The 25,728-nt window shown below is 39.3% G+C and carries 22 protein-coding genes; 3 read left to right on the top strand and 19 right to left on the bottom strand.

Features of this window, described 5'->3' with window-relative positions; translation table 11 throughout:
- Positions 1-293: 293 nt before the first annotated feature.
- The 9 genes from recO to I2F89_RS03610 form a co-directional block, all read right to left on the bottom strand.
- Positions 294-1,097 carry a DNA repair protein RecO gene (recO, locus tag I2F89_RS03650; RefSeq protein ID WP_086334945.1) on the bottom strand — a complete coding sequence of 268 codons (804 nt, stop codon included), beginning with the start codon at positions 1,095-1,097 and terminating at the stop codon, positions 294-296.
- 283 nt (positions 1,098-1,380) lie between these two features.
- Positions 1,381-2,280: a GTPase Era gene (gene era / locus I2F89_RS03645; RefSeq protein WP_010734962.1), complete on the bottom strand. Its 900-nt coding sequence runs from the start codon at positions 2,278-2,280 to the stop codon at positions 1,381-1,383.
- 13 nt (positions 2,281-2,293) lie between these two features.
- Complete coding sequence (locus I2F89_RS03640; protein WP_029594236.1) at positions 2,294-2,701, bottom strand: diacylglycerol kinase family protein; 408 nt, start codon at positions 2,699-2,701, stop codon at positions 2,294-2,296.
- Positions 2,685-3,161 (bottom strand): rRNA maturation RNase YbeY, encoded by a 477-nt coding sequence (ybeY, locus tag I2F89_RS03635; RefSeq protein WP_010734960.1) that lies wholly within the window; start codon positions 3,159-3,161, stop codon positions 2,685-2,687. The genes I2F89_RS03640 and ybeY overlap by 17 nt, the downstream gene beginning before the upstream one ends.
- Before the next feature lie 20 nt (positions 3,162-3,181).
- Positions 3,182-5,371: an HD family phosphohydrolase gene (locus I2F89_RS03630; protein ID WP_074799537.1), complete on the bottom strand. Its 2,190-nt coding sequence runs from the start codon at positions 5,369-5,371 to the stop codon at positions 3,182-3,184.
- A 21-nt stretch (positions 5,372-5,392) separates the two neighbouring features.
- The gene (locus tag I2F89_RS03625; RefSeq protein ID WP_010734958.1) at positions 5,393-6,364 is read right to left on the bottom strand and encodes a PhoH family protein; all 972 of its coding nucleotides are present in this window, start codon (positions 6,362-6,364) and stop codon (positions 5,393-5,395) included.
- 333 nt (positions 6,365-6,697) lie between these two features.
- Entirely contained in the window at positions 6,698-7,144 is a 447-nt protein-coding gene (locus tag I2F89_RS03620; protein WP_010734957.1) for a GatB/YqeY domain-containing protein, read from the bottom strand.
- Positions 7,145-7,170: 26 nt separating this feature from the next.
- Positions 7,171-7,347: a 30S ribosomal protein S21 gene (rpsU, locus tag I2F89_RS03615; RefSeq protein WP_002356740.1), complete on the bottom strand. Its 177-nt coding sequence runs from the start codon at positions 7,345-7,347 to the stop codon at positions 7,171-7,173.
- Between the two features lie 164 nt (positions 7,348-7,511).
- On the bottom strand, positions 7,512-7,940 hold the full coding sequence (locus tag I2F89_RS03610; protein WP_010734956.1) for a Fur family transcriptional regulator: 429 nt from the start codon (positions 7,938-7,940) through the stop codon (positions 7,512-7,514).
- Positions 7,941-8,031: 91 nt separating this feature from the next.
- Here I2F89_RS03610 and I2F89_RS03605 point away from each other — a divergent pair, with 91 nt between their 5' ends.
- Entirely contained in the window at positions 8,032-8,889 is an 858-nt protein-coding gene (locus tag I2F89_RS03605; protein ID WP_010734955.1) for a pyruvate, water dikinase regulatory protein, read from the top strand.
- Positions 8,890-8,972: 83 nt separating this feature from the next.
- Here the strand turns inward: I2F89_RS03605 and I2F89_RS03600 are convergent, their stop codons facing one another.
- From I2F89_RS03600 to I2F89_RS03580, 5 genes are all read right to left on the bottom strand, one after another.
- Positions 8,973-9,272, bottom strand: coding sequence for an ArsR/SmtB family transcription factor (locus I2F89_RS03600; protein WP_065095735.1), 300 nt, complete (start codon positions 9,270-9,272; stop codon positions 8,973-8,975).
- 65 nt (positions 9,273-9,337) lie between these two features.
- Positions 9,338-11,065, bottom strand: coding sequence for a phospho-sugar mutase (locus tag I2F89_RS03595; protein WP_195513496.1), 1,728 nt, complete (start codon positions 11,063-11,065; stop codon positions 9,338-9,340).
- Positions 11,066-11,190: 125 nt separating this feature from the next.
- Entirely contained in the window at positions 11,191-12,126 is a 936-nt protein-coding gene (gene trxB, locus I2F89_RS03590) for a thioredoxin-disulfide reductase (protein WP_074799539.1), read from the bottom strand.
- A gap of 143 nt (positions 12,127-12,269) precedes the next feature.
- A complete protein-coding gene (locus I2F89_RS03585) occupies positions 12,270-13,703 on the bottom strand; it encodes a 6-phospho-beta-glucosidase (protein ID WP_019724140.1) in 1,434 nt (477 codons plus the stop codon).
- Positions 13,704-13,708: 5 nt separating this feature from the next.
- Positions 13,709-15,109 carry a 6-phospho-beta-glucosidase gene (locus I2F89_RS03580; protein WP_074799540.1) on the bottom strand — a complete coding sequence of 467 codons (1,401 nt, stop codon included), beginning with the start codon at positions 15,107-15,109 and terminating at the stop codon, positions 13,709-13,711.
- 305 nt (positions 15,110-15,414) lie between these two features.
- Here I2F89_RS03580 and I2F89_RS03575 point away from each other — a divergent pair, with 305 nt between their 5' ends.
- Positions 15,415-16,320, top strand: coding sequence for a MurR/RpiR family transcriptional regulator (locus tag I2F89_RS03575; RefSeq protein WP_195513494.1), 906 nt, complete (start codon positions 15,415-15,417; stop codon positions 16,318-16,320).
- 246 nt (positions 16,321-16,566) lie between these two features.
- On the opposite strand, the gene I2F89_RS03570 is transcribed toward I2F89_RS03575, so the two are convergent.
- The 5 genes from I2F89_RS03570 to I2F89_RS03550 form a co-directional block, all read right to left on the bottom strand.
- A complete protein-coding gene (locus tag I2F89_RS03570) occupies positions 16,567-18,453 on the bottom strand; it encodes a beta-glucoside-specific PTS transporter subunit IIABC (RefSeq protein ID WP_071866772.1) in 1,887 nt (628 codons plus the stop codon).
- A gap of 90 nt (positions 18,454-18,543) precedes the next feature.
- The gene (gene licT / locus I2F89_RS03565; RefSeq protein WP_019723114.1) at positions 18,544-19,401 is read right to left on the bottom strand and encodes a BglG family transcription antiterminator LicT; all 858 of its coding nucleotides are present in this window, start codon (positions 19,399-19,401) and stop codon (positions 18,544-18,546) included.
- Between the two features lie 446 nt (positions 19,402-19,847).
- Positions 19,848-21,626, bottom strand: coding sequence for an ABC transporter ATP-binding protein (locus I2F89_RS03560; RefSeq protein ID WP_071866771.1), 1,779 nt, complete (start codon positions 21,624-21,626; stop codon positions 19,848-19,850).
- A complete protein-coding gene (locus I2F89_RS03555; protein ID WP_071866770.1) occupies positions 21,626-23,377 on the bottom strand; it encodes an ABC transporter ATP-binding protein in 1,752 nt (583 codons plus the stop codon). Before I2F89_RS03555 ends, I2F89_RS03560 begins: the two co-directional genes overlap by 1 nt.
- A 214-nt stretch (positions 23,378-23,591) precedes the next feature.
- Positions 23,592-23,816: a YneF family protein gene (locus I2F89_RS03550; protein ID WP_010734944.1), complete on the bottom strand. Its 225-nt coding sequence runs from the start codon at positions 23,814-23,816 to the stop codon at positions 23,592-23,594.
- Between the two features lie 244 nt (positions 23,817-24,060).
- On the opposite strand from I2F89_RS03550, the gene I2F89_RS03545 reads away from it, so the two are divergent.
- On the top strand, positions 24,061-25,623 hold the full coding sequence (locus tag I2F89_RS03545) for an Nramp family divalent metal transporter (RefSeq protein WP_023520012.1): 1,563 nt from the start codon (positions 24,061-24,063) through the stop codon (positions 25,621-25,623).
- The last annotated feature ends 105 nt before the right edge of the window (positions 25,624-25,728 follow it).

The following is a 25,728-nucleotide window of genomic DNA, read 5'->3' as shown; positions in this document are numbered from 1 at the left end:
GAATATCTTCGCGGTTCCACCCTACTTCCGAGCGACTCGGCAGCTTCGTTGATCGTACTCACAAGTGCCTCTTCAAAAACCGTTAGCATTCGGCTCACACTCTCCCGAACTCGCTTGTGCCACTTGATTTTCTACTGATCTTGATCATCGTACGTATGTGAATATTGAATATCCTTCATAAATGACATTCGTCTATTGAAAAAACAATAGTTACTATCTAGGCTTTATAATAGACGTTAACCCAGTACTTTGTCAAATATTTTTGAAAAAAATCCATTGTTTCAAACAATTTTTCATTCATCTGCAGGATTTTCCTTCGTTGCCTCATCGGTCGGTTTCATGATATGTTCCCAACTTTTCATTTGATCAATAAACTTTTTACTTTTCAAATGGATGCCCACGTATTCTTCATATAACAGATCAATCAATTGGCGAATCTTTTGTTTCGTTTCTTCTTTGAGGTCGATCCCACTGATGCGATCATACGAGATTGCTGAGAAGAGCCGTACGAAGTGAACTGCACGTGGGTCCGCGTGATACCGATGATGATCTAACTCCCAGTGATTTTCACATAAGACGCCACCATATTTGGATGAATAATCAAATTTTCCTTGCGTCTTTCCACACACTGCACAGTGGGTCCAGACTGGCGAGATCCCGAAACGTTGCAATAATTGGATCTCAAAAATATTCGTAATGATCTCTGGGTCATCTCCTTGATCCATGCGTTGCAATGCTTGGTGTGTGAATTGAAATAGATTCGGATCATATTGCCGATCCTCGATCGCCGCATCCACTAAGTTCAACAAATAAGTCCCGTAACCGCTAAGAAAAATATCTTCTTGTATCTTACGAAACGAGTGGACATCTTTTACACTGTTAACAAAGGACAAGCCTTCATTATGAAAATGACCAATATAAATTGCTTCCGTAAAAGGCAACAATGCGGGTGCAATCGGTTGATTTTGACGATGGATCCCCTTGACATAAAACATCATTTTTCCTGCCGATTCTGTAAATATCTTGACTAATTTATCTTTTTCCTTGTAGTTGCGACTAGAAAGGATGATTCCTTTTGATTCTGCAAGCTGACTCATCGTCACCCCTCCTCTGACTTTAACGTAGATTGCTTTTTTTAAATTGAAAAGAAGGAAAAAGTCATGCGAGCATCCGTGAAGTCGAGACAAAAGTAACTATTACTTTTATTCCAGACTCTTAATTGCTTCCATGACTTAGTTGTCCTCTAACTTCTATAACTGGATAACCGGTGTTCGAAAAGCTGACCCTCAACATTAAGCTGAAAAATCAAAAAATATGAAAAGCTATTTTCTGATTTCCCAGCTTACTGCTCAGATCATAGCACTTTTCTCACAACCTTGTTTAATACTCGTCTTGACGATAACCAAAGTCTTGTAAATAGACTCGTTTGTCTCGCCAGTCTTTTTGGACTTTGACCCAGAGCTCTAGAAAGACTTTGTCCCCTAGTAGATTCTCAATGTCTCTTCTTGCTTTTGTTCCAATGTCTTTCAGCATCTTACCGCCCTTACCGATAATGATTCCTTTTTGACTATCACGCTCCACGATGATCGTGGCTTGGATATGGATTTTATTGTTCTCATTACGTTTCATCGTATCGATGACTACTGCGACTGAATGGGGTACTTCATCTCGTGTCAAAAACAAGACTTTTTCTCGGATCAATTCAGAAACGATAAAATATTCCGGATGGTCAGTGACTTGATCGTCTGGGAAATATTGTGGGCCTTCAGGCATTTCATCCACTAAGACCTCCATCAAACGTTCGACATTGTTTCCTTCTGTCGCAGAAATCGGCACAACTTGGGCAAACTCCATTTGTGAGGAATAATCTTCAATGATCCCTAACAACTCATCTGGATGGACTTTGTCGATCTTATTGATCACTAAATATACCGGTGATTGGACATTTTTTAATCGTTCGATGATGAAATCGTCGCCTTTTCCTCTTTTTTGATCGGCGCTGATCATGAACAATACCGCATCAACTTCACGTAAAGCACTATAAGCTGTTTCTACCATAAAATCGCCTAAACGATGTTTGGGTTTATGGATTCCTGGTGTATCAATAAAGATCAATTGTGCTTCAGGAGTCGTATATACTCCTTGGATCTTATTTCTTGTCGTTTGCGCTTTATCACTCATGATCGCGATTTTTTGACCAACGATCCGATTGAGCAACGTCGATTTACCAACATTTGGTCGTCCGACGATTGCTACAAATCCAGATTTATGTTCTGACATAATTACTCTCCTTTTAATTAAAAAACAGTTGATAGATTTTTGGACCAAATAAGATGATCCCAACGATCACAGCAAAGCAAGCAGTCAATAACACTGCCCCAGCTGCCATATCTTTGATTTTTTTTCCAATGGGATGAAAATGGAAGTCTGTGAACATATCCACTACATTCTCAAACACAGTGTTCATGATTTCGACGATCCATACGAGAAAGACTGAAAGGAGCAACCATAGCCACTCCATTCGATCCAATTGAAAGATGAAACCCATGATCAGAGCAATGATCCCAAGAGCCACATGTTTCTTCATATTTCGTTCTTCATCAAAAACGGTTTTGACTCCTTGTAAAGCAAACTCCACTGACATCAAAAAATGTTTGTTTTTATCTACTTTTTGTTCTTCTCTTTTATCTTTTAAGTCCATAAGCATCTAAAATCTCTTTCTGTAAGCCAAACATTTCCGCTTCATCTTCAGGTGTCATATGGTCGTAGCCGTTGATGTGTAAAAATCCATGGACGGCTAAGAAGCCTAGTTCGCGATCATAGGAGTGACCATATTCTTCAGCTTGTTCTTTTGCCCGATCGATTGAGATCATGATATCTCCCAATACACGAGGCATTGGCTCATCGTCCTCTTCAAAAATCACTGGGATCTCGTCTTCACCTTCATCTTCTAACGCAAAACTGATCACATCTGTTGGTGCGTCTTTGCCACGGTACGTACGATTGATTTCTTGGATAGACGGATTATCCATGAAGGTCACCGACATTTCCGTCTCATCTGATAAAGAAAGTTTTTTTGCTGCAAATTGAAGCAATTCTTCAATTTCTTTGATTTTCGTTTCAGATACAGTGTTTGTTTCATCGATAAATGTAATATCCATTAGTCATCGCTTCCTTTTTGCTATTCTTTTTCTTGTTTCATTTTTTCTGCTTCAGACTTCATCTTAGGGTATTTGATCCTAGAGTGGAAGGTACTGCTCAATCCACTAACAAGAGATTTTTCAACTTTGCGGATTTCTTTGAGTGTCAATCCACTATCATCAAGCTGACCATCAGAAATCCGTTCTTCAATCAAATTATGCACAAAAGCTTCGATTTTTTCACTGGTTGGATGATCCATCGCTCGCACAGCGGCTTCGCAACTATCCGCAATATTGACGATCCCAGCTTCCCGTGTTTGCGGTCTAGGGCCAGGGTAACGGAATTGTTCTTCTGTTACTTCTGGATTACGTTCTTTTGCTTTGATATAGAAATAACGCATCAAAGTCGTCCCATGATGTTGCTTACAAATATCGATTACCATTTTTGGCATATCGTACTCTTCTAAAATCTTCGCACCGTCAGTCACATGCCCAAAAATAATTTGTTTACTATCTTCAGGAAGTAAAAAGTTATGGGGATTTTCCGCACCAGAAGGTAAGTTCTCCACGAAAAAGCTGGCATGTTTGATTTTGCCGATGTCATGGTAATAACAAGCCACACGTGTCAACAACGAACGTCCACCGATCTCAGCAACTGCATTCGCACTCAGATTCGCAACCATCATACTATGATGATACGTTCCCGGTGCTTCTTCTAGCAATTGCTTCAATAATGGATGGTTTGGATTACTCAATTCATTTAGAACGATCACACTGTCATCATTCACTAATAGCTCAATATAAGGGTGCAGACCAATCGTCAGTAAATACGACAGAAATGCGCCCATGAAGCCACATACAAGTGTCAACCAAGTGGTGCCATCACTAAAGCTCATGCCTTGATAAACCACTAAAACGACATCCATCAATAATGGAAAGACAACGACCCACATGATTGCTGGAAACCATTGTTCTGAAATACGTTGTCGTTTTAAAATTGCTGCTAAAAAGCCGGCAAATAGGTACGAGACCAAAATCACAGTCAAAAAATTCGTACCAATCGAATTGTAAAAAATGAATAGCGCTGAAACTGCTTGGAACAACGCAGCCATGATACCCGCTCTTCGATTCACGAAAAAGTTCAAGACTAGCGGTACAAACGCTGCTGGGTAAAGTAACGGAATGTAAGTCGCTTGTTCTGTTTGAAAGACTTGGAAAAATTTCATCAATAAAATACTGATGGACATTGCTGTTACGTAGAAAAGTATATACTCTGTTCGTTTGAAAAGATCTTTATACTGTAGTGAATTGTAGAACAACACACCAATTTGTAACAACACCGCTAAAATCATTGCTACCAGAGGAAAAATCGAAGTAGATTGACTCGTCAAACCTAACAATTCTAATTTTTTCATAGCCGCTGCATCGATTTGATTTCCTTCACGAACAATAATCTCCCCTTGGAAAATCATGACGGGTTGGATGGAGTCACGTGCCTCTTGCTTCAATTCTTCTGTTCGTTTCTCATTTAACACATCATTCACAACAATGCCCTGATCGACTAAATAGCGGATCATTTCTTGTTGTTCTGCCGAAACATTCAAATACTGGATCTTATCATTTGCTTCTTGTTTAAAATTATCTAAATCACTTTCTCGAACTTGCTTACTCATTTGTTCATCAATCAATTTCAAGCTTTCATCACGAACCGTCGTAATTTCACTTTCTGACATATTCATGATCGTTGAGTAAAAACTATTTGGTAATTTTTGGTAGAACGCGACATCATCCGCATTTGAACTTTCGAATATTCGTTTCAATGCAGCTATCCGTTCTTCTACTGTTGGCTTTGGTACATTTTCATCTTCTTTTGCCTTACTGACTTTTTCTTCATATTGTTTGTCGATCGTGTCATTCGCACGACTGATCAAAACAAACAGTTGATTGATCCGACGATCTTGTTCCGAAGCTAGGTCACTTTGGTAGGTGTACTCAGGTGTTACAGCTTCAGCTGCTAATTTCCTTTTTTGTTCGGTTTCTTCCGTGTTCTCAATCGTTTTATTGGCACGGATACTTTCTTCCGCTACTTGTCCCTCTCTAAAATCATTGGGCTTTTGCTTCACGCTGCTAAACGTGATCCCACACATTAAAAGAAAGAAAAGCAATAAGAGAAAAGGTGCTGCAGCTTTCCCTAATTTCGCTTGAAGCTGCTGCAATATTTTGTTCAACATGTGGTAATCCTCCTAAAAAAGCTATTCTTGATGAAGATCCGCTTTTTCATAAGCTTTGATGATTTCTGCCACGACAGGGTGACGAACAACATCACTCGCTTCAAAATTCACAAAATCGATTTTTTTGATTTGTTTCAGTGTTCGTTCTGCATGGATCAATCCACTCATCGTGCCTTTTGGCAAATCGATTTGGCTCGTGTCCCCATTGACGATCATTTTTGACTGATAGCCAAGCCGAGTCAAAAACATTTTCATTTGGGCAACTGTGGTATTCTGCGCCTCATCCAAAATCACAAAGGCATCATCTAACGTTCTACCCCGCATATAGGCAAGTGGTGCAATCTCGATGATCCCTCGCTCCATCAAACGATTGGTATGATCTAACCCAAAAATTTGATACAGAGCATCATAAACTGGCCGTAAATATGGATCGACTTTTTCCTTCAGATCTCCAGGTAAGAATCCAAGATTTTCACCTGCTTCGACGGCTGGGCGAGTCAAGATGATTTTTTGGACTTCACCTTTTTTTAAGGCAGCAATCGCTAATACGACAGCCAAAAATGTTTTCCCAGTACCAGCTGGTCCTACACCAAAGACCACATCATGTTTGGCGACAGAATCGACGTATTTTTTTTGTCCGCTATTTTTGACACGGATCGGTTTGCCATTGCGATCTTTGACGATCTCTTGTTCATACATCTCAACAAAATAGTCCAATGTCCCTTTTTGAGCCATTTTCAAGGCAGTGACCACATCAGGCATACTGATATGGATCCCTCGTTTGATCAATTCTTGTAACGTTCGGATCACGGAAGCAGCCAAAGAAATATCGGTTTCTTCCCCGATGATCTGGATCACTTCACCTCTTGTGTGGATCGTTGTTTCAGTTGTTTCTTCGATCAGTTTGATATGTTTATCATGTGACCCTAAAAGCATACTGATATCATCAGTTGCTGTTAATCTAATATCCAAAGAACTAGACGCTTCTGTCAAAAATAGACATCTCCTTTATTTCAAATCGTTCTTACCTATTCTACCATAATCATGAAAAACTATATAGCGAATAAAATGAGACAGCTTGAGAAAAAAGTTTTAATTTGGATTACTGAGACAAAACGTTCTTCAATTAAAACAACCTAATCATTTAGTAACTAGCAGAGATACCTGACTTTGAACATCAGTTGCCCAATTTATGTTAATCTATGAATCTTTTGCCAAGTAACAACAAATGTTTTTAAACAAAAAAATATTGATCAAAAAACTATTCTTTTAATGAACACAAAAAAACTACGGACACTTTCGCGTCCGTAGTTTCGTTTGCTAAGATTAAGACTGCAATAGTTCTTTTACGATAGCATTTACTTGATTTCCATCAGCTTTTCCTTTGACTTTAGGCATGATTACTCCCATGACTTTACCAAATTCTTTTGCAGATGAAGCACCTGTTTGCGTGATCGCATCTTGAACAAGTTGTCGAATTTCTTCTTCAGAAAGTTGCTCTGGCATATACTTTTCGACTATCACAATTTCACTTTTCACTTTTTCAGCTAAATCGTCACGTCCAGCTTCCTCGAATTCATGCAAAGAATCACGGCGTTGTTTCATTTCGCGAGACAACACTGTTAGTTCTTCTTCTTCTGTCAAGTCGTGACCTTCTTTAATTTGCTCGTTTTGTATAGATGACTTGATCATACGAATCACCTGTAAAGATTCTTTATCTTTAGCTTTCATCGCTGTCTTCATGTCATCGTTCAATCTACTTAGTAGTGACACACTACCAACTCCAATTCATCAAAGAACTAGAATTTTTTGCGTTTTCTAGCTGCTTCAGATTTTTTCTTACGCTTTACACTTGGTTTTTCGTAGAATTCACGTTTACGAGATTCTTGTAAAGTACCCGCTTTTGACACGGAACGTTTGAAGCGACGAAGAGCATCGTCAAGTGATTCGTTTTTGCGAACGACTGTTTTTGACATATTAATTCCCTCCCTCCGAGCTTAAAAAGTAACCGTAATTGTTATTGAAATGTTAATCTCAAGAAACAAGACTGTTCTATAAACATTATAGCTAAAGCAGTTTTGACCGTCAAGAGAATCTTATGATTTTTTTAAATAATCACCTGTTATTTTATTAAAAATTATTATTGACAGCTCTCACAGCGACCAAATATCTCGAAGCGATGCCCTTCAATGGTACACCCACTGAGTTGTTCTTCAAAATAATTCATTGGACACATATGGATTTCTTTTGTCGTCCCACAAACGGTACATATAAAGTGGTGATGGTGGCCAATCTCGCCTTGACAACAATGAAAACGGAATTTCATTTCTCCATTTAGATCCGTTTCTTCCAAAAGATCTAACTCTGAAAAGTCATGTAAATTACGATAGATCGTATCATAGCTGACTCCTTTAAATTCCTGACTCATATAGTCAAAGACTTCTTTTGCAGAGACGTAACGATTTCGTTTGATTAAATATGCGAGTAATGCTTCTCGCTTTTTCGTGTATTTGAACCCGTTATTTTTCAATGTTTCTAAAGATTGTTCAATCAATGTTTGTTTATTCATCATTATCCCCCAAATCAAAATGATTACGAAGTATGTACACTCGAGTATGGTATAATAAACCTAAAAAAAAAGCAAGCGAGGTTTTTTATTTATGACTGCCGAATCAAATGAAGTCGTCACCTTTTTTGTCATTTCCGACTCTGCAGGTGAAACAGCGACAAAATTAGCCCAAGCCACAATGGCGCAATATCCATCCATCGAATTTAGTTTATTTCGACGAACATTTGTGACTGATCCAGAGACGTTGCAACGCGCACTAAATGATGCATTGTCAGAACAAGCATTAGTTCTCCATACATTGATCAACCAAGAATTGGTGGATTTAACAAATGAATTTTGTCAAAAAAACAAATTATACAGCTTTGATGTATTGACCCCCCCAATTGCAGAAATCGAGCGCTTGACTGGTATCAAACCGACACGTCAACCAGGGGCACTTCACTTATTGAATGAAAATTATTTTAAACGGATCAAAGCGATGGAGTTTGCGGTGAAATATGACGACGGAAAAGATCCTCGAGGTTTTTTGGAAGCCGATGTTGTCTTACTTGGTGTTTCCAGAACTTCTAAAACGCCGTTAAGTTTGTTTTTAGCCAATAAAAATTTAAAAGTAGCGAATCTCCCACTGATACCTCAAGCTCATATCCCTAAACAGTTGTGGGAAATTGATCCGAAGAAGATTGTTGGATTAACAAATAACCCTGATATTTTAAATAACATTCGTAAAGAACGCATGCGTTCATATGGCCTGAATCCAGATACTGCGTACTCCGATATCGAAAAAATTCGTGCAGAATTGGAATTTGCCAATGAACTTTATGAAAAATTAGGGTGTGTCGTCATCAATGTTGCTTCTCTTTCTATTGAAGAAACAGCTTCATTGATCTTGAATGAGTTAGAGCTGGAAGACCATAGCTATTACGGCACAGAAACTTCGGAAGAAAAGTAGAAATCTCTTATCTTTTTAAATAATAAAAAAAGGGTTTGATCGGCGCATCAGCGTCTTTCAAATCCATTTTTTAATGACTTTAGTTAGTTCTTTTGATGCTCTACATGTTTGATCGTTTGTTCTAAAATATCTAATACATGAAAGTCATCCAAACTGTAAAGGATCGTTTTTCCTTCACGTCGTGATTTCACCACATGGTTTTCACGTAACAAGCGTAATTGATGAGACACAGCCGATTGTTCCATTTGAACAGATTGACTGATCGACGTCACATTTTTTTCACCATCTTTTAAATAAAGTAAAATATTCAAACGTGTCGGATCACTTAATACCTTGAATAATTGACTCACTTTTTCTACTTTAATGTTTTGATTCCCCGACAAACGATTCACCTCCAAAAAAAGACTGACTACTAAAGTGTACCACTTTTTTCGTCAGTCTCAACTGTTTATTCTTCTGTCATTGATTTGATGCTAGCTTCAAGTGCAGCAATTTTTTCTTGTGCTGCTTCGTTTGAATCACCTTTGACACCAATATAAAATTTGATTTTTGGTTCCGTTCCAGAAGGACGGATCGCGATCCAACCGTCTTCTTCTAGTGTATATTTCAATACATCTGAAGGTGGAGTCGTTAGTTTTTCTACATTTCCTTGAGCATCTGTTTTTGTCAGTGCCTTGAAATCTTCTGTTTGTAAAACTTTTTCTCCGGCAAATTCAGTTGGTGCATCTTTTCTGAATTTCTCCATCAGTGAAGCAATTTTCGCTGAACCTTCTTGACCACTCATTGTGACTGAAATTGTTTTTTCTGCATAATAGCCATACGTTTCAAAAATCGATTGTAACCCATCATAAAGGGTCTTATCTTGTTTTTTATAAAATGCAGCAACTTCTGCTAATAATAATAGTGCTTGAATCGCGTCTTTATCGCGAACGAATGGTTTGACTAAATAACCGTAGCTTTCTTCAAAACCAAACATGAATGTATGCGCCTTGGTTTCTTCAAATTGTTGGATTTTTTCAGCAATAAATTTGAAGCCAGTCAAGACGTTCATCATTTCTACACCATAATGTCTAGCGATTGCTGTCGGTAGTTCACTTGAAACGATTGATTTCAAGACCGCCGCATTTTCTGGCAGTGTTCCTTTTTCTTTGTGAGCTTCCAGGATATATTGGACAAGCAAAGCGCCAATTTGATTTCCAGTCAATACTTTGTATGAACCGTCTGGCAAGCGTACAGCTGCACCTAGACGATCGGCATCTGGATCAGTAGCAATCAATAGATCTGCGCCTTCTTTTTCGCCTAAACGGATTGCGTATTCAAAAGCAGAGTGTTCTTCTGGATTTGGTGATTTGACTGTGGTGAAGTCTGGGTCAGCGACTGCTTGCTCAGGAACCAAGACAAATTGTTCAAATCCCGCTTGAGTCAACGCACGCTCACCTAACATTTTACCTGTTCCGTGTAACGGCGTGAAGACTAGCTTCAATTCTTTCCCTAATGTTTCTACTAATTCATGATTGATCGTCACTGCTTTGATTTCTTCCAAGTACGCTTGGTCGATTTCTTCGCCGATGATCGTGATCAAATCACTATTTTTTGCTTGTTCTTCTGCTAAAACTTCTACTTTTAGTGGATTGCTGATGTTTCGTACATATTTTGTCAATGCGTCTGCATCAGCAGGTGGCATTTGTCCACCATCTTCGCCATAGACTTTATAGCCATTATATGCCGCTGGATTATGAGAAGCTGTAACCATGATCCCAGCGAATGCGTTAAGATGACGAACCGCAAATGAAAGCTCTGGGGTTGGTCGTAAGCTTTCAAAGACAAAAGATGGAATACCATGTTGCGCTAAAGTTTTTGCCGCTTCCATCGCAAATTCTGGCGATTGATGACGTGAATCATAAGCAATCGCTACCCCACGTTTTTTTGTTTCTGCTCCTTGTTCATCCATAAATTGTGCAAGCCCTTCTGTTGCTTGACGTACAGTATAGATGTTCATTCGATTAATTCCAGGCCCTAAGATCCCGCGCATTCCTGCTGTACCAAATTCCAAAGGTGCGTAGAACGCATCTTCTAATTTTTCAGGATTTTCACTTAATTTTTTTAATTGTTTTTTTAAATTTTCTTCTAATGATTCTTCAGTTGCCCATTGCTCGTAAACTTGTTTCCAAGACATGAAGCTGACACCTCTTTCTAAAAATATGTTCCTTTCTAAGTATAGCATTCTCTTTTTAGATAGCAAAGCATAAGAAAAAGGACAATGACATTCATCATCGTCCTTTTCGCTTTCCACATCATTAGTTATCCTTGAGCGTTTGGCGTTTCTTCTAAAGCTTCCAAGTATTTATATACTTGTTGTCCAGCAATCCCGCCATCGCCTACTGCTGTAGTGATTTGGCGTAGATCTTTTTCTCGTACATCGCCAATGGCAAATACACCAGGCATGTTCGTACGCATGTCTTGATCTGTTGGAATCCAGCCAGCATCATTTGTGATCCCAGATTTGCGGAAAGGTTCAGTCAACGGATCTAGTCCAACATAGATGAACACACCGTCAGCTGCTAATTCGATTGCTTCCCCTGTTTTTGCGTTGTGCCCTTTGACACCAGTAACGACCATATCATTTCCGATGATCTCATCAGTGATCGTATCCCAAACAAATGAGATTTTTTCGTTCGCAAATGCGCGATCTTGGATGATTTTTTGCGCTCTTAATTCATCACGACGATGAACGATAACGACTTCTGAAGCAAATTGTGTCAAATACACAGCTTCTTCTACCGCAGAATCGCCACCACCGATCACGACTAAGCGTTTGTTACGGAAAAATGCACCGTCACAAACCGCGCAGTAAGAAACACCACGTCCAGCATATTCTTCTTCGCCTGGTACCCCTAGTTTACGATGGATACAACCAGTTGCAATGATGACTGTTTTCGCTTCGTAACTTTTGTCTTCACAGATGACTTCTTTATAGTTGCCATGATCTTTGATATCTTGGACGATACCATAGACATTTTCAGTTCCAAATCGTGAAACACCTTCATACATTTTATACGCAAGGTCTGGACCCATGATCGAATCAAATCCAGGATAATTTTCTACTTCTGCGGTATTGTTCATTTGCCCGCCAGGTGCCCCTTGTTCGATCATCGCTACTGATAAGTTTGATCTTGAAGCATATAGAGCAGCGGTCATACCAGCAGGCCCTGCGCCAATTACGATTACATCATACATATGTAGATTCCTCCGTTTTAAAATCAAGTAAGCCTACTTTACAGCCAATCACACAAAAAGTCTATTGTTCTGCCTACGAGTTTCGAATAGATATATTATACTCGAAATCGATAGACAAAAACAATAGACATTCTTATTCTATCCTATTTGTTCGCTAGATTTTCACCATTCGAAGCAATCACTTGTTTATACCAATCAAATGATTTTTTCTTTGTCCGTTTCAATGTACCATTGCCTTCATTGTCACGATCAACATAGATAAAACCATAGCGTTTCTTCATTTCACCAGTTCCAGCAGAAACCAGATCGATACATCCCCAAGTCGTATAACCTAAAAGATCAACACCATCTAATTCGACTGCATCTTTCATCGCTTGGATGTGTGAAGCAAGATATGAAATGCGATAGTCATCTTCCACATAGCCATTCTCATCCGGAGTATCTACCGCGCCCAACCCATTTTCGACAATAAACAATGGTTTTTGATAACGATCATAAATATCATTCAAGGTTACCCGTAAACCTAATGGATCAATTTGCCAGCCCCATTCACTTGCTTCTAAATAAGGGTTTTTCGTTGATTCAAAGATATTTCCTGCGGTTTGTTCTAATAATTTTGGATCGGTTGTTGAAACACGAGAAGAATAATAAGAGAATGAAATAAAATCAACGGTATGTTGTTTCAATAATTCTAAGTCTCCTGGTTCCATTTTGATCTCGATGCCTTGACGTTCCATTTCTTTTAGCGCATATGCTGGGTATTCTCCTCTTGACTGCACATCGATAAAGAAGTAGTTTTCGCGGTCTGCTTGGCGTGAAGCCCAGACATCTTCTGGTTTACATGAATAAGGATAATAAGCCCCCGCAGCTAACATACAGCCGACTTTATTCTCAGGGTCGACTTCATGCGCGATTTTTGTGGCAATCGCACTCGCTAGTAACTCGTGATGAGCTGCTTGATATTTGACTTGCTCTACATTGTCGCCTTCTTCAAAATACAAGCCAGCACCCATGAACGGTGCATGTAAAATCATGTTGATTTCATTAAAGGTCAACCAGTATTTTACTAATCCTTTATAGCGGTTAAAGATCACGTGACAAAGATTTTCATAAAATCCGACTAATTCACGCGAACGCCATGCCCCGTATTCTTTGACTAAATGCATTGGGCAGTCAAAATGAGTAATCGTTACTAAGGGTTCGATCCCATACTTTTGACATTCTTTAAAGACATCTTCATAGAATTTCAATCCTTCTTCGTTTGGCTCTTTCTCATCACCTAATGGAAAAATACGGCTCCAGGCAATCGATAGACGGTAGGTTTTAAAGCCCATTTCTGCGAATAAGGCAATATCTTCTTTATAGTGATGGTACATATCGATGGCTTCTTTTGCTGGATAAAAATGTTCGTCATCAAACTCAAACATTTTTTGTTGACCGGTAATCACTGGAAAACGATCTGGACCAATCGGCACGACATCTACATTGGCTAAGCCGCGCCCTCCTTCATCGTATCCACCTTCACATTGATTGGCAGCTGTTGCGCCACCCCATAAAAAGTCTTTTCTAAATCCCATCGTTGTTATACTCCTTCCACTACACGTTTTTCTGACAATTCTCTTGCTAATTCATCTTGCACTTCGATGCCTTCTGCTGTTAAGCGATCGATGGCTTCTTTAAATTGTGGTAAATACTCTTGATGAGCAATAAATAATTCATCCATCATGCGTTTCGCTGTTTTACCAGAACGAACTAATGGATTGATCGTAAATGCTTGTAACGCTGTCCCATAATCACCTGTGACAGCTGCTTCGATCGTCAACAACTCCATATTTTTCATCACTTGTAACCAGCCACGTTCTGCTGTAGGTAATGAACCAAAAGCAACACTTCTTGCTCCTTGCGCGCCTACATACGCTGTTACTTCAACGACACAGTCTGCTGGTAAATCAGGCACTGCCCCATTGTTTTTCGTTGAGACAACGATTTGAGTTTCTTTATTGCCATAGATCGAAGCAATCGTTTCACACGCAGCATCCGAATAATAGGCACCGCCTCGTTGTTGTAATTGTTCTGGTTTATGATCGAGTTGCGGATCTTTGTATAGCTCAAACAATTCCGCTTCTGTTTGTTTGACTTGTTGTGCTCGCGTTCCGATCGTGCGGTATTCTTCCAACGCATGCTCCAACATTTCTTCTTCACGATAGTAATAGCGATGATAGCCACAAGGAATCATGTTCATTTGATCGAGTTGTTCTCTAAAGAATGGCACATCGAATATATTTTTTGGCAACCCATTATCTTCCGCATAAAGTTGTTCGATCAAATCTTCGGTACGATCATTTCCTTTTGCATCCGCTACTTTGTGCCAATGGAAATGGTTCAGCCCAGCAAATTTATAAATCAACTCTTCTTTCTTTTCACTGATCATGACTGGCTCTGTCATCATTGCCATTACGGGAACATTGCACAATCCAATCACTTTGTCCCATTTCCCATAACGAACGACTGCTTCAGTCACCATACCGCTTGGATTAGCAAAATTGATCAACCAAGCGTTCGGACAAAGGCGTTTCATATCTTCAACTACTGCTAAGATGACTGGGATCGTCCGAAACGCCTTGAACATCCCACCAGCACCATTGGTTTCTTGCCCCAACATACCGTAATAAGCAGGGATACGTTCATCTTTTACACGAGCATCCAATTGACCGACCCGAAATTGTGTAGTGACAAAGTCCGCATCTTTCAATGCTTCCTCACGATCCAAGGTCGCATAGATTTTCACGTCATATGGAGAAGCATCCCACATCCGTTGGGCCATTTCACTGACGATCGCTAGTTTTTCACGCCCAGCTTCGATATCGACTAACCAGATTTCACGAATCGGCAATTCATCGTAACGTTTGATAAAACCTTCCATTAATTCCGGTGTATAACTACTTCCGCCACCAATTGTCGCGATCTTGATTCCTTGATTCATACACTCACTCCTTCGTCTTTTTTACAACTCTATTATCATTTTTGTAAATAAAAGTCACAATACTTTTTGATTACTTTGAATAATCATTTACAAAATGATCGATATTCTTGTGATTTTTTGTAAATTTATTGCGCATAACGAAAAGAAAAATAATGAAAAAAACTAAATAAAGCCTAATTTTTTAATCAAAATTAGCGAGTAAAGGAATTACTTCTCTTTTATTTGTTCCATTGACACACTTAATAATACCGTTTACAATTATTTTACATATTTTTAACTAAAAACGTAAAAAAGAGGATCAAATTATGCTATTAAAGGAAAAGCTTAAACAAATCAACTTTTCACCTTCAGAAAGCGAAGTCATCCGTTTTCTCCAAGCCAATGAAACAACTCTGGCCGATCGAACGATTCAACAAATTGCAGCAACTTGCTATGTCCATCCTTCTACTTTGATTCGGATCGCCAAAAAAATGGGGTTTCATGGATGGGTGGATTTTAGAGATGCGTTCATCGCTGAAACAGAATATCTGCAAGGCAACTTTCAAGAAGTGGACGCCAATCTCCCTTTTTCCGAAAATGAAGGCATCATGACGATCGCTAATCGGATTGCGGCACTTGAACGTATGACGATCCAAGATACGTTATCCTTGTTGATGCACGACGATCTCCAACAAGCAAAACAACTTCTGCTGCGAGCCAATAAAATCGTATTATTTTCGAGTGACACCAACACCTTGATCGCTCAATCCTTCAAATTGAAAATGAATCGGATCAAACAAGAAGTGACCATTGTGCCAACTTCTGGTGAGTCTTATTACGATGCCTACAATTGTCAGCCTGAAAACTGTGCAATCTTGATCTCCTATACGGGAGAAAATCAGATGATGCTTCGGACTGCTGAAATTTTGAAAGAAAAAAATGTGCCGATTTTATCGTTGACGAGCATCGGTGAGTCCAGTTTGTCCACAGCGAGCGATGTGGTATTACGCCTGACAACACGTGAACGATTGTACTCAAAAATCAGTAGTTTCACGATCAATACGTCGATCTCCTATTTGTTGGATGTTTTATATAGTTGTGTCTTTGCTGAACAGTATCGTGAGAACCTCGATTATTTGATCGAAGTCGGTCAAAAAGTCGATACACGACAGATCAGTTCATCCATTATGAAAGAAGAACTATTTACCGATGCAATCGAAGATGGCGATTAGTCTACTTTTATAGCGGGAACGATCAGAAAGATTCGTTCAGAACAAAGTTGCTCCTTGAAATTCACTCTCTAATTAAATAGCTGAACTTCTAAGAAAATAAGCCGTAACATCCAAAATATGAGAGGAGATTCTCGGATGTTACGACTTTTTTTGGAATCAGGTACTTAGAAACATCCTCCTGTGGAAAAATGCTCTTTAACACCAAGCTAACTTTCTAAAACCTTGATTTTAAAGGATTTAAACTCATCAAGTCAACGCTGTGATCAACTCATCCCCATTCGTCACGATCTTCGATTGATTCTCGACGATATCCAGGTAATCTGCTGAATTGGTAATAATGACAGGGGTTTCTACGCTATAGCCTTCACTTTCGATCGCATTGATATCAAATCGCAATAAGACGTCTCCTTGTTTCACTTTATCCCCTTGTTTCACAAAAGATTCAAAATGTTTCCCTTGCAATTGTACAGTGTCTAAACCAACATGGATCAACAGTTCCAATCCACTTTCAGAAACTAAACCGATCGCATGTTTTGAAGGAAATAGCGTCATCACTGTCCCATCGAATGGTGCAACAACTTCCCCTTTTTCTGGATAGATCAAGATTCCTCTTCCTAACGCGCCTTTAGCAAATGCTTGGTCTTTTGCTTCGCTTAAAGATGCAATACCGCCTTGGATCGGTGTTTTGACGATTTCTTTGATTTTACTTTCTTTTTTCTCAGGTACTACTTCTTCCGTATCTTTCCATAACAAGAAAGTCAAAGTAAAACCAATCGTTGCTGCAATTGCAATACCGATAAAGGCATTGTACATGCCACTTGCATCGCTACCACTAATGAAGTTCACCACTCCGAAGATGCCCAGTCCACCCATTGTATAACCTGTCGTACCACTCATCATCAAATAGATACCAGAGAGCGAGCCACCAATCATTGAATAAATGAACGGGGTCTTTTTAGGTAAAGTGATTCCATAGATGGCTGGTTCTGTTACGCCAAAGATTCCTGAGATAAAGGCAGGCATACATAAGGCTTTCATTTTCTTGTCTTTAAACTTGAAGTACATCGCTAACACAACGGCAGTTTGTGCAAAACTTGCCCCAAAAACACCTACCAGCATTTGACTTGAGCCATTTTGTGCCAGCTGCATGATCGCCAAAGGAATGATACTCCAATGTAGACCGAAGATAACTAATACTTGCCAGAAGAAACCTAGGACCCCACCATATAATGCTGGTGAAAAATCCATCAATGCTTGGAAACCTGCACTCAACCACTCTGTTAACAAGCTAACGATTGGGCCAATCGCCAAAAAGCCGATCGGTAGAGCAATCAATAAGACCATAAAAGGAACAACAAATGTTTGGACAACTGTTGGAACGATCTTCTTCGCAAATTTTTGCACTTGTCCGGCAAAAGCAATGATAAAGATGACAGGAATGACACTTGATGTATAAGAAGCTCCTACCCAGGGAATACCCAAGAAACTTTCATACGCGGGCAATCCTAAAAGGCTAAGCGGCGCTGCAGCACCTTGATTGGCTGCTTCAAAGCCACTTTGTAATGCCGGTCCTTGTACGGTCGGATAGACAAGGGCTGCACCGATGACGATGCCGACCATTGGATTCAATTTGAATTTTTTAGCTGCTGTATACCCTAAAATAACTGGCATGAAATAAAAGATCGAATCACCGATCCCATTTAACATGATATAAGTTCCGGAAGTCTGCTCATAGAATCCTAAAAAGATAAATAATGCATTCAATCCTTTGACCATCCCGGCAGCTGCTAAAGCTCCTAAGAAAGGCTGGAAACAACCACTTAAAATATCGATCAAACGATTAAATATATTGCCTTTCGCAGGGGCTAATTCCGCATCTTCTGAGATCCCTGCTACACTTAATACATCTGCATATACGTCTGGTACATGATTACCAATGACTACTTGGTATTGCCCACCGCTTTTCATGACGGTCACGACACCATCCATATTCTTCAATGTCTCGTCATCTGCTTTACTTTCGTCTTTTAGCCGAAAACGCAAGCGAGTCACACAGTGCGTCAAACTACTGATATTTTCTTTTCCGCCAACATATTTCACGATTTCTTTTGCTAAATCTTGGTATTTTCCCATGTTCTTTTCCTCCAATTGTTTGATTGAAGGTTTAGCCAACTCAATGTCACTATCCTTTGGTACTCATTCGTTGAACCCACGGCCCTCCTTTTAGTGATTTTTTAAATGATTATTATCTGCCAAACGAGCCAGATGGATCGTTAAGTAGACAATTTCATCGTCTGACATATGATAATTAAATGTTTCCTGTAAGAATAAAGCGATTTTGTCCACGCAGCCAGAAGCCGTTTGGTATTTTCGCTGGATCATCTGGATCAGTTCTTCCTCGACCTCACCTTCTTGGGTAAGGGACGTGTTCATCACACGGCTGAGAAAAAAACGAAGATGCGTGACAAATCGGAAAAAATAAATCGATTCTTCATCAAAGGGTGTTTGATAATAATAGCGAACGATATTCAAAATATCCTGAATGGTTTTCGTAAACTGGTACATATTGTTCATACTATCTTGTTCTGATTGTGCATTGACTAAATGAAGGGCAATGAATCCAGCTTCATTTTCGGATAAATCAAATCCATATTTATGATGGACTCTTTCAATCGTTTTTTTACCTATTTGGTATTCTCTCGGAAATAATTGCTTGATATCATATAATAAAACATTAGGTAATCCAACGCCGGTTTTATAACGTTTAATCGCATTGTATAAATGATCGGTCAATGAAATATAAATGGATTCATTCAATGTCACATCTAACTTTTCTTTCGTATACTCGATGATCTCGTAGGAGAGTTCGAGGTATTCCATCGGGATATCCTCCGCTAATTTTTGAAAATGCCTCGACAGTCGATCATCTGTCAAATGAAATTCTTTATCCACACCCGCTTCTAAAATAGCATCACCAATCTTTTTTTTGAATGCTAATCCTTTTCCCATAACGATCATTTCTCGATTTAATTTGTCCCTTGTGACAACGACATTATTATTTAGAATTTTTTCAATCCGCATAATATCCCCTTTCTATGATTGTCACTCCTAAAAAAACAAAAAAACCCAAAAAGTCAGCCATGGAATCGATTCATGGTGACTGATTAGGTTTAGCTTGCGTGATGCAATCACTATCCAACAGTATGTTCTTTTCTTCATAGTAGCGAAACAATTTTAAAATGTCAACGCTTTCTTTTGTATTATTCCTATATTTCTAAAAAAAATTCTTTCACGTTAACATGGAAACTACCCCTCCCCCAGAACAGCCATTAACCGGATAGTAAGAATAGCCGATGGACTTTTTTGATTTGAATCACACTGCTGGCAATCAAGTCATAAAAAATAAGCCTTGATCCCCAAAAGTTGGCACGTTTTTGGGGATTCAAGACTTATGAGTTGAGGCTAACTATTTTTATCACGGTTTACGATACAAGTGTTTCAAAAACAGATACCTTTATTCTTCCCTGTTACTCACTTTGTAATTTGTACATATCTGCGTATAGCCCTTCTTCGGCTAATAGTGTTTCATGGTTGCCTCGCTCAACGATATGTCCTTTATCTAATACGAGGATCAACTCTGCATCGCGGATCGTCGACAGACGATGAGCAATAGCAATCGTTGTCCGACCTTGACGCATCTTCGCAAGTCCTTCTTGGATCAACACTTCTGTTTCTGTGTCGATATTCGCCGTTGCTTCATCCAGAACTAAGATTTTAGGATCCGTTACAATTGTTCGAGCAAACGTGATCAATTGGCGTTGCCCACTCGAATAGCTTGCCCCTCTTTCAATCACTTTTGAATGATACCCTTTCGGTAAGTCTTCGATGAACTGATTCGCTTGGACAAACTCAGCGGCTTCACGTATTTGTTCATCTGTGATCTCAGGATTCATCATTCGGATGTTTCCAGCGATATCCCCGTAAAATAAGAACGCATCCTGTAACACTAGGCCCATTTTATTGCGTAATTCAGCAATTGGATACTCACGAATGTCGTGATCATCAATCAAGATCTGTCCTTCATAAAACTCATAAAAACGCATCAACACATTGATGATCGAACTTTTTCCACTTCCTGTATGTCCGACTAATGCGACAGTTTCTCCTGGATTAGCAACAAATGAAATATTGTTCAATACATTGTTTTTTCCATCATAAGAGAAGCTGACATTGCGAAATTCGATTTTTCCAGCAGTGATCGTCCGATCCGCTGATTCCTTTTGCTGTGGTGCATATTCTTCCGTATCCATGATTTTCAAGATACGGCTACCTGCGACTGTTCCATCCGTAAAGACACTCAAGAAGTCCATCATTTGTGACATCGGATTAAAGAATCCTTGAACATAGGTGGTGAAGGCAAAGATCAAACCGACTTCAACTGGTGAATGTAACGCGTCGAGTCCGAACAACGTCAAAGTCAAGGCAATTGCTAAAGCATATAAAAAACTGATGATTGGACTCAAAAGAATCGAATTTGTCTTGATCATGGCATAGCGAGTCGCTAGATACTCTTCATTGACTTCCTCAAATTCTTTTGCTAAACGCGATTCTTGACGAAATTGTTGGATGATCCGCATCCCAGAAATCGATTCATTTAATTTTGTGTTCAATTGACTCAAGCGTTCACGCATATTTCGATAGATCCTTGAACTGAATTTTTGATAATACCAGATCACTACTCCTAAAATCGGTAAAAAGATCAGACACCATAGCGCGATTTTTTGATTGATTTGAAACATCGCAATAAATGAAGAAATCACGGCAAAAATTCCTGTTAAAACCATCAGAAAGACATACCAAAATTCAAACAGTGTTTCTGTGTCATTGGTCACACGAGAAACAGTTGATCCAGCTGGCGTTTGGTCAAAGTACCGCATTCCTAGTGTATGCAGTTTCTCAAACAACTTTACACGGATATGTTGGTAGGTCTTCAATGACGCCATCGAATAGAGATACCATTGGAAAAACCAGATGATACTTTTGATGATGACTCCAAATAGATAAAGCCCTGCAAAGAAAAGGATGACTTGTGTCGTTGCTGACTGCTTCGCTAGATGCTCATCCATGAATGTTTGGATGATCCTTGGCAATAGCACATTGATGACTGATAATACTAAAGCAAATAAAATCGCAATGATGAATGTCGAGCGAAAGGGTTTAGCAAATTGCATCAACCGTTTAATGATCGAAGCTTGTTCTTTATAGGTCATGGATTTTGACCATTCCGACTGATATTGATCTTCCATTATTCGCCACCTCCTTCAATTTTTGCTTCTAATTGTTGTTTCTGCCACATTTGTTCGTACCAACCACCAAGAGCTAACAACTCTTGATGTGTGCCACGTTCAATGATCCGACCATGATCGATGACGATGATTTCATTGGCGTGCATGACACTACTTAAACGATGGGCAGCAATGATCGTGGTTTTGTTTTTCCGTTCTGCTTTAAGGTTCCGTAAGATAGCTTCTTCTGTCTTAGCATCAACAGCGGATAATGCGTCATCCAAAATCAATAATTCGGGACTTTGGATCAATGCACGAGCAATCGACAACCGTTGCTTCTGTCCACCAGAAAGGGAGACCCCACGTTCACCGACCATTGTCTGGTACCCTTCTGGCAGTCCTTTGATTTCTTTGTTGATATACGCCAATTCCGCTGCTTCTTCCACTTCTTCTGGTGATTTCTGTGGATTGGAGAAGCGAATATTATCTAGGATCGTCATTGAAAACAAGAAATGATCTTGTGGCACATAACCAATCGAGCGCAACAAGGCATCTAGTGAGTAGTCTCTGATCGTTCGTCCGCCAAATTGGATTTCTCCTTGATAATGGTCATACTCACGCATCAATAATTTGATGATCGTCGTCTTACCGGCACCTGTTTTACCAACGATACCTAACGTATCACCTTCATTGATCGCAAATTTGATGTGTTCTAACGCTGGCTGTTCATCGTCTGGATAGGTAAATTGTGTGATTGCCACATTCAACTCACCTTTTGCTGGTGTCATTTCTGCTCCTACTTTTTCGACGATATGTGTTTTCTCATGCAATAGTTCATTGACACGATCATACGAAGCATTCCCTCTCTCTAGTACATTGAACAGACGTCCAATCGCAAACATTGGCCAGACAAGCATGCCGATATAACTGATAAAGGAAACCATCTGTCCAATTGAGATCGTACCATCCAAGACATAACGTCCACCTAAAATAATGGTTGCCACATATGACAAGCCAATGATCAATGTGATGAATGGATCAAAAAGCGCATCTAAAAAGTTTACTCGCTTATTTTTCTCAATGGCATCATCGATCTTTTCTTGGAAATCTTCCAAGTCTTGTTTTTCTTGACCAAATGTTTTGATGACTTTGATACCTGTGATACTTTCTTGCGTTTTATCGTTGATACTTGAAAAGGCTTCTTGTGAATCACGAAACGCATCATGTAATTTTGAGCCTAAGATCCTTGAAGTAACTGCTAATAATGGCAATGGGATCAATGCAATCAATGTCAAGCGCCAATCAATGAATAGAACCATCGCAATGATCGTCGTGCCTCCAGTGATCACTGAATCTGCAAATGTTAAAATTCCTGCACCAGCTACATTTTGGATGGCGTTCAAATCATTCGTTGCATGAGCCATCAAATCACCCGTCCGGTATTTTTGATAGAACAAACTATCCATTCGCGTAAAATGAGCAAATAGACGCTGGCGTAATTCTTTTTCAAGCCTAGCTGCACTGCCCCAAATGTTCATTCGCCAAATATAGCGAAAAAGATATTGCAAAAAGGCCGCAATGATCAATACGCCTATCCACAATGCAATGATTTGCATTGAGATGTTTTGATCGGCGATTTCATCGATAATGATCCCGATGACTTTAGGTGGGATCAACTGCACTAATGCCACCGCGAACAAAGAAAATACGCCAATCAAATAGTGCTTTTTCTCTTGTTTAAAAAACCAACCCAATTTTCTGAAAATCGACATATATTTCCTCCTTCTAACTCCTAAAAATTTCCTTTATTTCCGAGGTTGAATTGTATCCTCAGATATCGTTGATCACAATCGAAAAAATATGATCGTCATACCATTTATAAAAAATAATCGTTGATCGGCATGAATGCGCTTTTCTCAAATGGAGAAAAAGAAAAAAGCGAGCTGAAATCAATCAGCCCGCTTTTTGATGTTGTCGAATAAGAACCTACTTCTTCCCTTGGTTCTTCATCTGTTGCATCATCTGACGAATTTTCTTTTCAGATGGTTTTTGCCCCATAGACATCATCATTGATCTTAACATTTCCTCATTAACGGGAGGATTTTTTTCTAAGTAATCTTTCATATATTTACGCGCAAGAAAGAATCCACCGACTGCGCCGATTAACAATGCAATAACTGCAATAAGTACAACGATTCCGTTTGATACCATGTAAATCTCTCCTTTCCTTTTCCTAATTGCTCTCAATGATTCATTTTACTAAAACTTACAAAAAAAAGAAAGGCGTTTTCTTAATAATATGTAAAAAAAGGCATTTTTATTTCATGATTATACAAATACACCCATTTAGAAAGTAAGCCACATTTAATTTTTAGGTTAGCCGAATTTTTTTCTTTTATTTTTTCGTCTCTGGGTGTAGAATGAATTCGAAAAGAAATAGAAGGGTGGTTTTCATTTGAATAATCACGAGAATAAACATAAATGGATTGAACACACTAATGGGTTATCCCTTTCAGAAGTAAACGGTACGGTCAAAGTACCAAAAGGAAAAAGTTTCTTTCGCACCTTACTAGCCTATTCCGGACCTGGTGCACTCGTAGCAGTCGGCTATATGGACCCAGGTAATTGGTCAACATCGATCACCGGTGGGCAAAATTTCCAATACTTATTGATGTCAGTTATTCTGATGTCCAGCTTGATTGCTATGTTACTACAATATATGGCTGCCAAACTTGGGATCGTCAGCCAAATGGATCTGGCACAGGCGATTCGTGCTCGTACGAGTAAAACGTTAGGTGTCATTCTTTGGATCTTGACCGAATTAGCGATCATGGCCACAGACATCGCTGAAGTCATTGGTGCAGCGATCGCTCTATATTTATTATTTGATATTCCTTTGGCAATAGCTGTCTTTATTACTGTCTTGGATGTATTTGTTTTACTTCTTTTGACAAAGATCGGTTTTCGTAAAATCGAAGCGTTAGTCGTCTGTTTGATTTTCGTTATCCTATTTGTCTTTGTCTACCAAGTGGCGCTTTCAAATCCTGACTGGAGTAGTCTATTCAAAGGCTTTATCCCTAATAGCCAAACATTTGCTGAAGAACCAAAAATCGGCGGAGAGACCCCATTGACTGGAGCTTTAGGGATCATTGGTGCAACTGTGATGCCCCATAATCTCTATTTGCACTCTGCTGTTTCTCAAACCCGCGAGATCGATCGAAAAGATCCAGAAGATATTGCAAGAGCGGTTCGTTTCTCGACATGGGATTCCAATATCCAATTAACGATGGCTTTCGTTGTCAATGCACTTCTTTTGATCATGGGGGTTGCCGTCTTTAAAACTGGTGCAGTTCAAGATCCCTCTTTCTTTGGTTTGTATGAAGCACTTTCCGATCCATCTGCGATGAGTAACGGCGTCTTGATCGCCGTAGCAAAATCAGGCATTTTATCAACCTTATTTGCAGTAGCACTGCTTGCTTCTGGTCAAAATTCAACGATTACCGGTACATTGACTGGACAAGTCATTATGGAAGGCTTTATCCATATGCGCATGCCGATCTGGTTACGCCGTTTAGTCACTCGACTATTGTCCGTCATTCCAGTACTACTTTGTGTCTTGTTCACTAGCTCCAAAGGTACGATCGAAGAACATACAGCGCTGAACAATCTAATGAATGAGTCCCAAGTATTCTTAGCTTTTGCCTTACCTTTTTCAATGATTCCTTTATTGATGATGACCAACAGTCAAGCAGAAATGGGCGCCCGTTTCAAAAATTCACTGATTGTCAAAATACTTGGTTGGTTTTCTGTCATCAGTTTGACGTATTTAAACTTGCGCGGACTCCCAGGACAAATCGAAGCTTTCTTTGGTGATCAAGCTTCCACTGCGTCAATCGCCCTTGCTGATCGGATCGCTTACATCATCATCGTTGCAGTTCTCGCCTTACTCGCTTGGACGATCGTTGATCTTTATAAGGGAAATAAACGCTATGAACAACGTTTACAAGAGTTGTCTTGATCAAAGGTTTTAAACTAAACAAAAAAAGCTTAGATGAACAAAAAATATTTTTACATATTTTTGTGATCTAGGCTTTTTTCTTTATCTAATAACCTTTACAGATTA

The organism is Enterococcus sp. 1001283B150225_161107_E12 (genome assembly GCF_015556925.1).
GTDB classification, from domain to species: domain Bacteria; phylum Bacillota; class Bacilli; order Lactobacillales; family Enterococcaceae; genus Enterococcus_B; species Enterococcus_B mundtii.
Note: the sequence above shows the minus strand (reverse complement) of the source record. Positions and strands in the feature narration are given on the sequence as shown.